At 70.4% G+C, this 14498-nt stretch carries 8 protein-coding genes; 6 read left to right on the forward strand and 2 right to left on the reverse strand.

The features are described from left to right. Positions 1 to 57 precede the first annotated feature (57 nt). The 6 genes from bhcA to ACE3UA_RS10465 all read left to right on the forward strand — a co-directional run bounded on the left by bhcA (position 58) and on the right by ACE3UA_RS10465 (position 12526). Complete coding sequence (gene bhcA, locus ACE3UA_RS10440) at positions 58 to 1248, forward strand: L-aspartate--glyoxylate aminotransferase BhcA (protein WP_374644814.1); 1191 nt, start codon at positions 58 to 60, stop codon at positions 1246 to 1248. 238 nt (positions 1249 to 1486) lie between these two features. Further along, on the forward strand, positions 1487 to 2278 hold the full coding sequence (locus ACE3UA_RS10445; RefSeq protein ID WP_374644816.1) for a polysaccharide deacetylase family protein: 792 nt from the start codon (positions 1487 to 1489) through the stop codon (positions 2276 to 2278). A gap of 39 nt (positions 2279 to 2317) precedes the next feature. Next, positions 2318 to 5830, forward strand: a complete 3513-nt coding sequence (locus ACE3UA_RS10450; protein WP_374644818.1) for a sulfatase-like hydrolase/transferase — start codon at positions 2318 to 2320, stop codon at positions 5828 to 5830. Then, on the forward strand, positions 5827 to 6582 hold the full coding sequence (locus ACE3UA_RS10455) for a polysaccharide deacetylase family protein (RefSeq protein ID WP_374644820.1): 756 nt from the start codon (positions 5827 to 5829) through the stop codon (positions 6580 to 6582). Before ACE3UA_RS10450 ends, ACE3UA_RS10455 begins: the two co-directional genes overlap by 4 nt. Continuing rightward, complete coding sequence (locus ACE3UA_RS10460; RefSeq protein ID WP_374644822.1) at positions 6579 to 9074, forward strand: DUF3131 domain-containing protein; 2496 nt, start codon at positions 6579 to 6581, stop codon at positions 9072 to 9074. Before ACE3UA_RS10455 ends, ACE3UA_RS10460 begins: the two co-directional genes overlap by 4 nt. A 227-nt stretch (positions 9075 to 9301) precedes the next feature. Continuing rightward, on the forward strand, positions 9302 to 12526 hold the full coding sequence (locus ACE3UA_RS10465) for a glycosyltransferase (RefSeq protein ID WP_374644824.1): 3225 nt from the start codon (positions 9302 to 9304) through the stop codon (positions 12524 to 12526). A 4-nt stretch (positions 12527 to 12530) separates the two neighbouring features. On the opposite strand, the gene ACE3UA_RS10470 is transcribed toward ACE3UA_RS10465, so the two are convergent. Both ACE3UA_RS10470 and ACE3UA_RS10475 read right to left on the reverse strand, forming a co-directional pair. Further along, on the reverse strand, positions 12531 to 13079 hold the full coding sequence (locus ACE3UA_RS10470) for a hypothetical protein (RefSeq protein WP_374644826.1): 549 nt from the start codon (positions 13077 to 13079) through the stop codon (positions 12531 to 12533). A gap of 327 nt (positions 13080 to 13406) precedes the next feature. Further along, on the reverse strand, positions 13407 to 14477 hold the full coding sequence (locus tag ACE3UA_RS10475; RefSeq protein WP_374644828.1) for a GlxA family transcriptional regulator: 1071 nt from the start codon (positions 14475 to 14477) through the stop codon (positions 13407 to 13409). Positions 14478 to 14498 lie beyond the last annotated feature (21 nt).

Raw genomic sequence — 14498 nt, forward strand, 5'->3', positions numbered from 1 at the left:
AATTGCATCGCGCCGGGGGGCGGCTAGGCTGGGTGCAGCGAACAGAGGAGATCCGCCATGAGCTTCCAGAACCCCGTCTTCATCCCCGGCCCGACCAACATGCCCGAGGACGTCCGCAAGGCCTGCGACATGCCGACGATCGACCACCGCTCGCCGCTGTTCGGCACGATCCTGCATCCCTGCCTGGAGAATGTGCGCAAGGTGATGAAATCGGAAAGCGCGCGGGTCTTCATCTTCCCCTCGACCGGGACCGGCGGCTGGGAGACGGCGCTGACCAACACGCTTTCGCCCGGCGACACGGTGCTGGCGGCGCGCAACGGGATGTTCAGCCACCGCTGGATCGACATGTGCCAGCGCCACGGGCTGGGGATGCATGTGGTCGAGACCCCCTGGGGCGAGGGCATCCCGGCCGCGCGCTACGAGGAGATCCTGACCGCCGACAAGGAACACAAGATCAAGGCGGTGCTGGCCACCCACAACGAGACCGCGACCGGCGTGCGCTCGGACATCGGGGCGATCCGGCGGGCGATGGATGCGGCGGGGCATCCGGCGATGCTGTTCGTCGATGGCGTGTCCTCGATCGGGTCGATGGACTTCCGCTTTGACGACTGGGGCGTCGATGTCGCGGTGACGGGGAGCCAGAAGGGCTTCATGCTGCCGGCGGGGCTGGCGATCCTGGGCTTTTCGGAGCGGGCGGTCGCGGCCTCGCGCACGGCCAGGCTGCCGCGGACCTTCTTCGACATCGCGGACATGAGCCGGGGCTACGGCGCCAATGCCTATCCCTATACGCCGGCGGTCGGGCTGATGAACGGGCTGAAATATTCCAGCGGCCTCTTGCTGGCCGAGGGGCTGGAGGCGGTCTTTGCCCGCCACCACCGCATCGCCGAGGGCGTGCGCCGGGCGGTGCAGGCCTGGGGGCTGGAGCTGTGCGCGGCGGATCCGTCGCTGTATTCCGACACGGTCAGCGCGATCCGCACGCCCGAGGGTTTTGACGCGACCTCCATCGTCGCCCATGCGGCGGAACGCTATGGCGTGGCCTTCGGCACCGGGCTGGGCGAGGTGGCGGGCAAGGTGTTCCGCATCGGCCACCTGGGCAGCCTGACCGACGTGATGATGCTGTCGGGCCTGGCCACGGCCGAGATGTGCATGGCGGACCTGGGGCTGGAGATCCGGCTGGGCTCGGGCGTGGCGGCGGCGCAGGAGTATTACCGCTCGGCGCGCGCGGCTGCGCTGAAGGCGGCGGCCTAGGGCGGCGCGACGATCCCGGCCGGGACCGGCGGGCGGTTCGCGCCGTCGATCCCGGCCTTCGCGGCCGATCCGGGTGCCGGGGCCGCGATCCGGCGGGCCTGGGGTGCGGCGCAAGGCCGCGCCCTGGGAAATCCCGCGCCGGGGCAACAAGTTCCCGTTTTCCAAAGTCGCCCTCGCGGCTAGAGTCGCGGCATGGCCCTTGTCGGGGCCAGAGTCGCATTCGTCACCGGGAGTAGCCATGCGCGAGGTTTCCCGCACCGAAGTCGGGCCCGGACCTTGGCGTTCCGGTCTGTCCCGGGCCTTCGGTCTTGCGGTCGCGCTCCTTGCCGCTCCGGCGGGGGCCGAGGTCGGGATCGTCACCTTCACCGTGGACAACGTCACGTCGCAGTTCTTCCGCAACCAGATGCCCGAGTTCTTCGAGCGCGGGATTCCCGGCACGCTGTTCGGCCAGACCCGGCCGATCACCGGCGCGCCGGGGGACATGACCTGGGAGGATGCGCGCAGCCTGGCGGGCCATGGCTGGGAGTTCGGCGCGCATGGCTATACCCATGCCTACATGCTGAGCCAGGCCAGCGACGAGGTGCTGGAGATGGAACTGGGCGTCCCGGCGTCGCAGATCTATCTGGGGACGGGCATCTTCCCGGTGACCTTCGCCTCGCCCAACGGGGATTACGACGAGCGGGTGCTGCAGCGGGTGCGCGTCTATTACAAGGCGCATTTCCGCGGCTGGGGCAACGAGGGGATCAACCTCATGGACCGGACCGACCATTACCACATCAACCGCGAGCATGTGTCGAACCAGAAGTCGGTGGACGAGATCTGCGCCGAGATGGAACGGGCGGGCCGCGAGGGGTACTGGCTGGTCTACATCTGGCACCGGGTGGTGGAGGTGCCGAGCTATGAATACGAGAATTCGGTCGCGCAGTTCGAGGGCGTGCTGGACTGCGCCGCCCGGCTGCGCGACGAGGGCGCCATCCGGCTGATGACCGCCCGCGATGCGCTGGAGGTGGTCCCTCACACGCCGAAATGAGTGCATGCCGCGACCGTTCCGTTGCCTTCGGGGGCGCCGATGTGGATTAGCCTGGGCCTTGCCGCCCTGGCGGTGGCGGCCTGGTGGCGGGCGCTGGGCTCTCGCGCCGGGGTGGCGCTGGCGGTGGCGGGGGTGCTGGCCTGCCTCTTGCTGTCGGTGGCCTGGCTGGTCGCGGACCGGCTGACCGGCTCGGGGATCGACGCCTCGGTGGTCTATCATCTGCGGACGGGGCTGGCGGCGGCCGGGTTCGGGGCCTTCTACGGGCTGATCGCGGCGGCGGTGGCGGCGGTGGCGGGGTGCCTTCTGGCGGCGGGGCTGGTCTGGTGGCTGGTCCGCACCCCGGCGGCGCCGCGCTTCGGGCACGCGCGCGGGCTGGCCGGGACGGCGCTGCTGGCTGCCGCCTTGTGGTTGCATCCGGCGGTGGGCGACCTTGTCCGGCTGGAGGAAAGCGCGCGGCACGGCGCCATGGCCAGCGCCGGGCCGCCGCCCGAGGGCTTTGTCCCGGTCGGCCGGCTGGCCTTTGCGGGGGAAAGGCGCAACCTGGTGTTCCTGTATCTGGAATCGGTCGAGCGCAGCTATTTCGACGAGACCCGCTTTCCCGGCCTGATGCCGGAACTGAAGGCGCTGGAGGCCGAGGCGGTCAGCTTCACCGATCTGGGCGAGGTCGAGGAGGCGGGCTGGACCATTGCCGGCATGGTGGCCAGCCAGTGCGGGATGCCGCTGATCGGCTCGGGCGCGGGGTTCGACGAGTTCCTGCCGGGGGCGAGCTGCCTGGGCGACCTCTTGAAGGCGCAGGGCTACGCCCTGTCCTATCTTGGCGGGGCGGACCTGGGCTTTGCCGGCAAGGGCACCTTCTACGACAGCCACGGCTTCGGCCTGGTCGAGGGCAAGACCCAGCTCCAGCCGCTCTTGCCCGATCCGGCCTATGTCAACGAATGGGGGCTGTTCGACGACAGCCTTTACACCCTGGCGACCGACCGCTTCGATGCGCTGGCGGCGGGGGAGGGGCCCTTCGGGCTGGTGATGCTGACGCTGGACACGCATCACCCCTTCGGCTTCGCCTCGGCCGCCTGCGCGGACCGGCCCTATGGCGACGGCGGGAACGAGTTCCTGAACGCCGTCCATTGCGCCGACCGGCTGGCGGCGGGGTTCATCCGGCATGTGCGGGCGAACCCGGCCTTCAAGGACACGCTGCTGGTCGTCGCCTCGGACCATATGGCGATGCCGAACCTGGCGCGCGAGGCGCTGGAGTCGGGCGAGCGGCGCAATCTTCTGATGCTGTTCGCGCCCGGCCTGGCGCCCCGGCTGGTGGACAAGCCGGGCACCACGCTGGACACCGGGCCGACGGTGCTGGGCCTCATGGGGGCGCCGACGCCGGCGCTGGGCTTCGGGCGCGACCTTCTGGCCGACGGGCCGACGCTGGGCGACCGGGTGGACGGGCTGATCGGGGCGGGGCGGGGCTATCTTGCCGCGATGTGGGCCTTTCCGCAGATCGCCGAGGGGCTGGTGCTGGATGCCGCCGGGGGCGAGGTGGTGCTGGGCGACCGGCGGCTGAAGGTGCCGGTCCTGTTTCAGCTGAACCCGGCGCTGGCGGTGACGGCGGTGGATTTCGACCTGAGCGCCGACATCACCCTGCCGGAACTGGTGGCGGGGTTCCCGGGGGACCAGCGGTTCGCCTGGCTGGACCGCTGCGCCCGCACCTCGGTGCTGGCGGCGACCCCGGCGCCCGCGGGGGCCGAGACCTGCCTGCTGGCGGGAAGCCTGGACAGCCCCGGGCTGCGCCAGATCGCGGTCGGGGACGGGGTGCCGGTCGCGCCCGAGGTGCTGGCGGCGGCCTTCGCGCCGGATGCGGCGCCCTTCCGCGACGAGGTGAGGCAGGACCTTGCCGCGCGGCGCCAGTTCGCCGCCGAGAAGGTGATCGACTATACCCCGCCCAACGGGCTGGGCGGCGAGGTCGCGATCCGCTCGGCCGGGTATCTGACCGGGAATTCCTGGGTGATGAATCCCGATACCGGCGAGAAGGTGGCGCTGATTCGGGGCCTTACGCTTTTGGGCCTGAACCCGGACAGCACGCCGGTGAAGCTGGGCCATGTCGATACCTGCGGCTATGGCGGCCGGCAGGTGGACGAGGTGCCGCTGGAGGGCGGGTTCCAGGCGGCGATGGAAGCCGCTGGCAAGGATTATGCCGCCTATGTCATCGTCTCGCATGACAGCGTGGTGTGCTACGAGATCGAGCCGGGGCTGGAGCCCCTGTTCGCGGGCACGGGCCTGAGCAAATGGCGCGACCTGTGGTACGAGGAGCCCTATGTCGCGCTGATCGCGGGCGACGGGCGGGTCGAGGAATTCACCGGCGCGCGGCAGACGGCGCTGGGCCTGCATCTGCGCGACATCCTGCGCCTGCCCCGGAACGACCGCCAGCGCGTGCTGGACGCCTTGCCGCGCATCGCCCATGCGGGGGGGCGCTGGAACGGGATGGACTACACCAACTCGCATGAGGCGCTGGAGGCGAATGGCGGGGATTTCGAGTTGATCGAGATCGACCTGGCCTGGACCTCGGACGAACGGCTGGTCTGCCTGCACGACTGGGATGCGGGCTTTCTGGCCAAGGACGGCGCGCTGCCCGCGGGGCCGCTGCCGATGGCCGAGTTCGAGGCGCGGGCCAGGGCCGCCCCCTGGCATCCCTGCACCCTGGCGAGCCTGGCCGACTGGCTGCGCGGGCATGAGGGGGTGCGGGTCGTGCTGGACCTGAAGGCGGGCGCGCTGGACGCCTATGGCGCGATCGCCGAGACCTATCCGGACCTGCTGGGGCGTCTGATCCCGCAGGTCTACCAGCCCGAGGACTGGGCCAGGGTGCGCGACATGGGATATGATGACGTGATCTGGACGCTGTACCAGTATGATGGCGACAGCGACGCGGTGCTGGGCTGGCTGGCGAGGATGGACCTGCCGGGCCTGGTGATGCCGCCCGAGCGGCTGGAGGCGGGCCTTGCCCTGCGGGCGCGCGCGGCGACGGGGGTGCTGACCTGGGTGCATACGATCAACAGCCGGGCCGAACTGGAGGCGGTGCTGGAGGCCGGGGCCTCCGAGGTCTTTACCGATGTGCTGAAACCGGCGCCGATCCTGCGGTATGAGGTGGAATCCTCGGGCGATGTCGCGGGGGCGTCGGGGCTGCGGTCGGCGGGGGGCGAGCTGGACCTCGCGCGCGGGGTGAACCTGGTCGAGCTGGGCGAGGCGCCAAGGCTTCTGGCCCGGTTCGACGGCTGCGCGCAGCTGGACGGCGGCGGCCTGCCCGATCCGGCGCCTTTCCATACCGCCCTGGCCGAAGGGCTGGCGCGCAAGGCGGCGCTTGCGGTGGTGGTGCATGACAGCGCCTTTTGCGAGGGGGTGGCGATCGCGCCGCTGTTCGCGGGGTCGCCCCTGGTCAAGGCCCCGGCGATCGGATTCCGGGAACCCTATGTCGGGGTGATCCGCGCCGATGGGCGGGTGAGCGAGACCGCCGGCCCGGCCGAGAGCAGCCTGAGCCGGAGCGTGGTCATGGAGGTCGCGCCATGAGGATCCTTGCCCTTGCCGCCCTGCTGCTGGCCCTCTGCCCCCCGGCCGGGGCCGAGACGCCGACGGGGCTGGTCACGATCACCTTCGACGATGCCTCGCGGGCGCAATACGAGCACGGGCTGCGCCTGGCGCGGAAACACGGGCTGGCGGGAACGCTGTTCGTGCCGACCGGGCTGATCGGCGAGACGAGGGCGCCCGAGGACTGGACGATGACCTGGGACGAGGTGCGCGAATTCCAGGCGGCGGGCTGGGAGATCGGCTCGCATGCGCGAAGCCATACCCGGCTGACGGAGATGGACCCCGCCGCCATGGCGGCCGAGGTCGCGGGCTCGGCCGCGGATCTCACGCAGCGGACCGGGGTGGCGCCGGTCTCCTTCTCCTCGCCCTTCGGGGCCTTTTCGGATGCGACGCTGGACGTGGTCATGGCGCATTTCCGGGCGCATCTGTCCTGGCAGGGCCATGGCGGGCGCAACCCGCGCGACGCCCTCGACCCGCGCCATATCGGGCGGCTGGAGGTGGTGAACACGATGACCGCGGCCGAGGTCTGCGGCGAGATGGTCGCCAGCGCGCGGGACGGAACCTGGCTGGTGCTGCTGTTCCATGGGATCACGCCGGGCGTGCCGGGCGAATATGAGGTGTCGGCGGACATGATGGACGAGATCTTTTCCTGCGCCGCCTTCCTGGATGCGCGCGGCCTGATCGAGCTGCGGACCGTCCGCGATGCCTTGTCCGAGGTGGAGGTGGGGCAATGATCCGCCTGACCCGCCGTCGGCTGCTGCAGGGCGGCGTAGCCCTCTTGCCGGTGATCGGCGGTGCGGCGCGGGCGCAGGGCAAGGTCGCGCAGGTCTCGCTGCTGTTGGACGGGATCGGGCCGGGGATGGATCCGGGCCTGGTGGAGCGGATCGCGACGACCTTCCTGGCGGCGGGGCTGCCGCTGACCTGTGTGGCGGATCTGGCGGGGCTGACTGCGCCGGGGGTCGGGCATGCGCCGTTGTGCGACCTTCTCGCGCGGCTGGCGCGGCAGGAGCCGGGGCTGTTCGATCTGGCGCTGCCGATCGGGATGACGGGGCGGAACGAACGCTATTACCAGCTGCGCCGCGCGGGCGCGTTGCGCGACGCGGTGGTGCGCGCCTTTGCCGAGGGGCCGGCCGCGGACCGGGGCTTTCCGGTGGTGACGCTGGTCGACCGGGGCGATGTCGCGGACATCGACCACACCGCCTTTCGCGGGGCGGGATTCCGGGTGCATCTGCGCGCGGGCGACGGGCCCTTCACCCCCACCGTCGCCGGACGGGGCGAGTTGGTGGCGACCGGCGGGATCTGGACCCGGCTGGATGCGCCGGGGCTGGAGGCGCGGATCGGGGCGGCGCTGGCCGGGGGGGGCGATGTCCTTCTGGCGCTGTCGCTGGCGGGGGGCGAGGCGAAGGGGCTGGCCGAGGGCGCGGCGGGGATCGCGGCGCTTTTGGCCGATGGCCTGCGCGAGGGCCGGATCGACATGGCCAGCCCGGCCCGGCGCCGGCTGTACGCGGGCACCGGCCTGACGCTGGACGTGGCGCTTCTGGTCGAGACCGGCTTTATCCAGGAGGAGCGCGAGGCGGTGCTGGCCTTCGTGCGCGAACTGGCGGGCGCGGGCGTGCCGCTGACGCTGGCGGGCCGGGCGGAGGAATTCGGCGAACTGCCCGGCACGGTGCATTTCTGCGCCACCGGCGCCACCGACCCCGGCCCGCCGCTGCCGCGATGCATCGAGGACGGCGCGCGGCCGGACGAGGGCGCGATCGCGCTGCACCTTTCGGCCGAGCCGGCGGTCTGGCCGCGCCAGGGGATCGGCGCGGACGGCCGCCTGCGCCTGACGCCGCGCGAACTGGGTCCGGCCGGGCCGGATGCCGTGCTGCGGCTCTCGGCGCTGGAGGACCATGTCATCGTGATCCGGCCCGAGCATGTGCTGCAGCCCGTGCTGCGCGCCGGGATGGTGCAGCGGTTCCTGCAGGCGGCCCAGTCGCGGCAGGCCTTCTTTCACACGCTGCCCGGCCTGGCCAGCCATCTGGTCGCCTCCGAGCCGGTGCTGGAGCGCCTCTGGTCGCTGCGGCGGCGCCGGCTGACGGATCCGGTGCTGGCGCGCGGCCCCGACGCCGGCGAGCGCGCCCGGCTGATGGCGGATGCGCGGCTGGCCTGGCGCTTCATCGAGCGGTTCACCGATCCGGCGACCGGGCTTTGCGCCGGGACGGTGCAGCAGGGGCGGACGCGCATCGTCAACCGCGAGGCGACGATGTGGGACCTGGCAAGCCAGTTGCACGGGATCCGCGTCGCGCGCCAGCTGGCGCTGATCGGCGCGGACGAGGCCCGCGCCCGCGTGGCGCTTCTGGTCGACAACCTGCCCCTGGCCCAGGTCGATGGCCACCCCCTGCCGCCCGCGATGTTCCGCACCGACGACAAGGCGGTGGTCACGCCCGGTTTCGACATCTGCGATGCGGGCCGCTTTGCGGTGGCGCTGGACGCGACGGTGGCGGCGGGGCTGCTAGAACGGGAGCGGGCGGCCCTGGTTCTGGCGGGTTGGGATCTGGCGGCGGCGCTGCCGGGGGGGCGGCCCTACAGCCATGTGCTGGGCCGCTGGATCGACACCACCGCCTCGCATTGCACGGCCTATATCCGGCGCGGGCTGGCGCCCTGGGGTTTCGGGCTGGTCTCGCCCCTGGCCGATGCGGTGGCGGGCAGCGCCGCCGACCGGCAGATCGGGGTGCTTTACGATGTGGCGGCGATCGCCCCGGTCGGCGTGGAGCCGGTGCTGCTGGACCTGATCGAACAGGGCCCCGAGCCGAAGGCGGAGCTGGTCGCCGAAGTGCTGTTCGACGCGCAGCTGGACTGGTTCGAGACGACCGGCCGGATGAAATGCGCCTCGGAAGCGCCGCTGAACTTTGCGCCCTGGTTCTCGTACCAGGGGTTGCGGATCGGCCAGCTGGGGCCGGCGGCCTGGGTGGTGCGCGCGCTGGGCGAGGCGCCGGAGCATGACACCGAGGAGTTCCGCGACCGGGCCGAGCTGCTGAGCGCGAAGTCGGCCTACCTCTGGGCGGCGCTGCGCAGCCATCCCTATTGCGACGCCCTGCTGGCCATCATGCGCGACAAGGCGAGAATCGAGGGGCTGGGATTCTCGGTCGGGGTCTTCACCAGCACGATGCAGGCGATGCCGGATTACAGCGATCTGAACACCAATGGCGTGATCCTTGCGGCGATTGGGCACGCCCTGCGGTGAGCCTGCGCCATCTGGCGGCATGGTTTGCGCCAAATGGGTAATGCAACTATCCTTTGGTCTGGGTCGTTCGGGCCGATCAGAGAGTGCGCTGCTTGGACAAGGCTTCTGATAAAGAGCCGGATCATGTCTTTGAAGACCGGAGCGGCGTTCGCGGCAGGGTCGTTGTCTTTCTTCTGGTCGTTCTTGCAATCCTGGGTTGCATATGGCTTTGGGACCTGGGCCAGAGGTTGCTGGTCGACCCGCCCTTGCCCCGGTCCCCCGACTTCGAGGCGAGCGAACATGCGGCCCGGCCCCTGGATGCGCTGGTCACGTTGCAGGGCAATTCGGCCTCGCCCTGCGACCGGCGGGCCGAGGGGCGCAAGCGGGAGGTGCTGGGCTATCTGCCGGCGGCCGACAGCACGGCGCTTACCGGCATGCGCGCCCGCTGCGGCCAGCTGGACCGGGTCATGGCCGACGCCTTCCTGCTGGGCGCGCCGAACGGAACCGTGGTGCCGCTGTGGGAAAACCGCAACCTGGCGCTGGACGAACTGGCCGAGGAGCTGGACCTGCCGGGAGAGGGGATCCTGCCGGTGGCGCGGATCACGGCCAGCACCCGCACCGATGAACTTGCCGCGCTGCTCTCGCCCGGCCCGACGCTGGAACGGCTGGCCTCCGAACTGGCCGATCTTCTGTCGCGCGAGGCACGGCCGGAGCTTTGCATCAACCTGGAGGAACATCCGCGGCTGGACCCGATCCTGCTGCGCCGGGCCCTGTCGCGGCTGAAATATGTCATGGCCACGCAGGCGGGGCGGCCGCTTGGCCTGTGCCTGATCGCCACGCCCGATGCGGGGTTCTGGCGCGATCCCGAGCTGGTCACGCTTCTGGAGCGGGCGGTGGTGCTGGGCTTTCGCAGCGACAGCTCGCCCCTGGCCTCTCCCGCGCCGCAGGACTGGTTCGAGACCGCCGTGACCGAGGTGCGCGCGCTGATCCCGGCGGAAAAGCTGGTGGTCGCGCTGGGCACCTTTGCCCGGTCCTGGCAAGGGCAGGGCTGGCCCGAGCGGCTGGGCTATGCCGAGGCCCTGTCGCATGCCGACCGTTCCGGGGCGATGCCGGTGATGGATGCCGGGGCCGGGGCCTCGCGCCTGCGCTTTCTGGATGCCGAGCGGCAGGTCAACGACCTGTGGCTCATGGATGCGGCCTCGATGCACAACCAGCTGGCGGTGCTGGACCCCGGCCAGGCGGTCGCGGTCTGGCCGCTTGGCTATGAGGATCCGGCGATCTGGCGGATCCTGCAGGCCGATGCCCAGGGCCGGCTGGCGCAGATCCTGCTGGAGGAGAAGGTAGACCTGTCGCGGCAGGTGCTGACCGAGGCCGGGGGGCCGGCGATCGCGGCCATCACTCCGGCGCGGACCGGGCGGCGCTTCGTCCTTCTGGACGGGGCGGGCGAGAAGATCGTCGGGCAACGCTACGATCCCTTGCCGCTGCCCTGGCAGGTCGCGCGGCGCGGGCTGGAGGTGCGGGGCGGGCTGATGCTGGCCTTCGACGGCCTGCCCGATGAGGAGGACGCCGATACCGTGATCGCGACGCTGCTGAGCCACGGGGTCAAGGCCGCCTTCTTCGCCGACCTGGCCAGCGTGCTGCAGCATGACGGCTCGGCCCGCAAGCTGGCCGCCGCGGGGCATGTGCTGGGGCTGCGGATGCTGCCGCCGCTGCCGGGCCGGGCCGAATCCGAGATTTCGGGCCGGATGATGCTGAACTTCGAGCAGCTGTACCTGACCGCGCTGCTGCAAAAGCCCGCGCGGCTGGTCCTGCTGCGGCCGGGGGCGGGGCCGCCGTCGTTCAGCGAGGATGCCTTCCTGGCCGAATCCGGGCTGCTGGAGCGCGGTCTCATTCCGGTGCGGTCAAGCTTTGACAGCCCGTTCGGCCCGATCGACCCCGACGAATTCGCCGACCGCATCCTGCGCGAGGGCGAGCCGGAGCTGACCCAGGTGATCACGCTGGACCTGCGGGTGCCGGGCAAGGGGGCGATTACGGTGCTGCCCGACCTGCTGACGCGCCTGGCGCGGGACGGTTTCAGCTTCCTGTCGCCGGGGCTGGCCACCATGACCCAGGAGCCGGCGCCGGCGCCCGCGGCCGAGGCCCCCCCGACCAGCCTTGGCGACTGGCTTGCCTTCCGGGTGGCCAACTTCTTCCTGAACAGCGTGACGGTGCTGTTCTTCGTGATGCTGGTGATCTCGGCCGTATTCTCGCTGGCCTATATCGCCCTGTCGCTGCTGCGGCAGTCGCACGGGAAGGTCGACCCCGGCTTCACCCCGCCCGTTACCGTGGTGATCCCCGCCTTCAACGAGGAAAAGGTCATCGCGGCCTGCCTCGAGTCCGTCCTGCGCTCGGACTATCCCGACCTTCGGGTCATCGTGGTGGATGACGGTTCGACCGACCGCACCGCCGAGGTGGTGCGCGGCCTGGTGGAGAAGCATCCGCAGGTCCGGCTGCTGCAAGAGGAGAACGCGGGCAAGTGGCATGCGGCGAATTTCGCGCTGTCCGAGATCGAGACGCCGATCCTGGTGGTGGCGGATGCCGATTCCATCTTCCTGCCCGACACCATCCGCTGGCTGGTGCAGCCCTTCAGGGACGAGGCGGTGGGGGCGGTGGCCGGGCTGGTCGAGGTCGGAAACCGGCAGAACATCCTGAGCGACTTCCAGCACCAGGAATACATGGTCACCCAGAACGTCCTGCGCCGCGCGCAGGAATTCTTCGACGGCATCCTGGTGGTGCCGGGCGCGGCGGGGGCCTGGCGGCTGAAGGCGGTGCGCGAGGGGGGCAGCTTCTCGGGCGAGACGATCACAGAGGATGCCGACCTGACCGTGGCGGTGCATCGCGCCGGCTATCGCGTGCGCTTCGAGGAGCGCGCGCGCTCGATCACCGAGGCGCCGGTCAACGTGCGGGCCTTCATGCGGCAAAGGCTGCGCTGGCAGTTGGGGATGCTGCAGGTCAGCTGGAAGCACCGGAGCGTGCTGACCTCGGGGATGCCGGTGGGCTTCGCGCTGGTCGATTCGATCTGGTTCGGGCCGGTCTCGCTGATGTTCGCGATGCTGGACGACATCCTGCTGATCACGGCGCTGACCTCGGCCTATTACATGTTCTTCCTGCGCGAGGCCTTCCCCGGCTCGACCCTGCCGGTGCTGCTGTTCGCCAGCTATTTCGTGATGACGGGGATCGAGGTCCTGCGCACGCTGACCGCCTTCTGGTTCGAGCGGCGGTTCGAGGTGAAGACCCTGCTGCTGATCCCGATCCTGCGCTTCGGCTATCGCCAGCTGCTGTATCTGACGGCGATCCGCGGGCTGTTCCGCGCGGCGACCGGCCACCCGACCGGCTGGTACAAGATCGAGCGCATGGGCACCCGGCTGATGGCGGCCAACGGCGGCGCCCGGCTGGAACCCGCCAAGAGCGAGATCCGGCCGGGCGGCCGCTGACAGGTCAGGAGTCGTTGCGCCCCGAGGTCGACAGCGTCTTGCGCGGTTCCTTCGGGCCGAAGGGCACGTCGACATCGGCCATCCGGGCGATGTAGCTGGAGATCGGCATCCCGTAGGGATCGCGCAGATCGGCCCGGCCGTCGGTGCGGATGTATTCTTCCAGTGCGTAGGTGCCCAGAAGATGGCTGGCCGCCAGCATCCCGCTGGGCGCGAGTTCCCTGCCGCCGACCTCGGTCCAGGCGTGGCGGTCAAGGTTCTCGGCCTCGATATAATGCCACATCAGCTTGACCCAGGCCTCGGCCGCGCGGTCCTGCACGGTGCGGCTGGCAAGGAATTCCTTGGCCGAATCGACGCCGTGCTTGCCGGTCCAGCCGCCGGCATAGTTGTTGTCGTAGGGGTCGCCATCGCGCCGGACATAGCCGAGGTCGATCAGCGCGGCCTCGCCGAACTGATAGGCCCCGAGGAAGTTCAGAGTGTTGACCGCATGATAATCGCCGCCACTTTCCATCATCCGCAAGGCGATGAGAAAGGCATTCAGGGACTGCAAGGCCATAGCTATCCTGACCCGGGCCCGAGGCCCGAATTGAATGTTGACACATCACTGGGCAAGGCCGGATCACTGCCCGATCTTCTGCCAAGCCTGCGAGCCCGCCCTAACCTGGACGGGAATTATGGCCTTTCCGTGCGCAATCTGGGGCCGAAGGGCGTTTCTTCCGGAGGAAGACGCCTGGCGGACCCGCAACCTTGCCGCGAAAAGGGGTAAGAAAATGGATAACCCGAGCTTGAGGCGGCGACAAAGCCGGAAAAATCAGGTGACGGATTTCCGCCGATTCGCGATTCTCGACCGCCGTTGCCGCGAATACGGCAACAATCCGGAAGATCAGCGCAGCGGGCGGGCGGCGGGTTCCTGCGGCGCGGCCCTGGCCGGCGCGGTGCGGGCGGCCGGGCGCATCCCCTGGGCGAGCCGGGTGGGCGCAGTGCCGAAGCGGGCCCGGAAGCTTTTCGAGAAATGCGACACCGTGGCGAAGCCGCAGGCGAGCGAGACCTCGAGCAGGGTCATCTCGGTCGTGCTGAGCAGGTTGCGCCCCAGGTCCAGCCGCAGGCCGCGGTAGAAGTCGGCCGGGGACTTGCCGACCGCATCGCGGAACAGCCGTTCGAGATGGCGGCGGGAATAGCCGGCGGCGGCGGCCAGTTCCTCCATCGAGAGCGGCTGATCGAGATGGCGGTTCATCAGCGTGATCGTGGCCACCAGCACCGGATTGCGCGAGGACATCAGCGCCGCGGTCGAGCTGCGCTGCTCGGCGTTCACCCCGGGCATCACGGTGCGCAGGCACATTTCCGAGACCATGGCGGCGAAGGCGCTGCCGTGATCCTCGGCGATGATCGACAGCATCATGTCGGTCGCGGCCGCGCCGCCGCCGCAGGTCAGGAGCGGGCCGTCGACCTCGAACCGGGCGGGGCTGGGGGCGAGGCGGGGGAAGGTCTCGACGAAGCCGGGCTGGTTCTCCCAGTGCAGGGTGAAGCGCCGCCCGTCCAGCAGCCCGGCCCTGGCCAGCGCGATCGCGCCGGTGCAGACCCCGCCGACGATGCCGCCGAAACGGTGGTGCCGCTGCACCGCCGCCACGATCGCGGGGCTGGCGGCGGCCATCTGCGGATTGCCGGCGCAGACGATCAGCCGGGTCGTCTTGTCCAGCACCTCGATCCGGCCGTCGACGCCGACCGGGATCCCCGAGGAGCTGGCGACCATCTCGCCGGTCTCGGACAGCAGGCGCCAGCGGTAGAGCGGCTTTTGCGACAGCTGGTTGGCGATGCGCAGCGGCTCTACCGCCGAGACGAAGGCGAGAAGGGTGAAGCCCGGCACCAGGAGGAAGGCATAGTTCCGCGTCGGCCCGGGATCGGGGGCCGGGAAATAGGCGGCGCCTTTGGGGATCAGGGGCTCGTTCGGCAACATCACTGATTCGCGGTGGATGGT

Origin of the sequence: Tabrizicola sp., assembly GCF_041919135.1 — a bacterium.
GTDB lineage: Bacteria > Pseudomonadota > Alphaproteobacteria > Rhodobacterales > Rhodobacteraceae > Tabrizicola.

Bases quoted from the DNA above. Each gene is read 5' to 3' on its own strand.
- ACE3UA_RS10470 (WP_374644826.1), bottom strand. From the start codon at position 13,079: ATGGCCTTGCAGTCCCTGAATGCCTTTCTCATCGCCTTGCGGATGATG.
- ACE3UA_RS10475 (WP_374644828.1), bottom strand. From the start codon at position 14,477: ATGTTGCCGAACGAGCCCCTGATCCCCAAAGGCGCCGCCTATTTCCCG.
- bhcA (WP_374644814.1), top strand. From the start codon at position 58: ATGAGCTTCCAGAACCCCGTCTTCATCCCCGGCCCGACCAACATGCCC.
- ACE3UA_RS10455 (WP_374644820.1), top strand. From the start codon at position 5,827: ATGAGGATCCTTGCCCTTGCCGCCCTGCTGCTGGCCCTCTGCCCCCCG.
- ACE3UA_RS10445 (WP_374644816.1), top strand. From the start codon at position 1,487: ATGCGCGAGGTTTCCCGCACCGAAGTCGGGCCCGGACCTTGGCGTTCC.
- ACE3UA_RS10450 (WP_374644818.1), top strand. From the start codon at position 2,318: ATGTGGATTAGCCTGGGCCTTGCCGCCCTGGCGGTGGCGGCCTGGTGG.
- ACE3UA_RS10460 (WP_374644822.1), top strand. From the start codon at position 6,579: ATGATCCGCCTGACCCGCCGTCGGCTGCTGCAGGGCGGCGTAGCCCTC.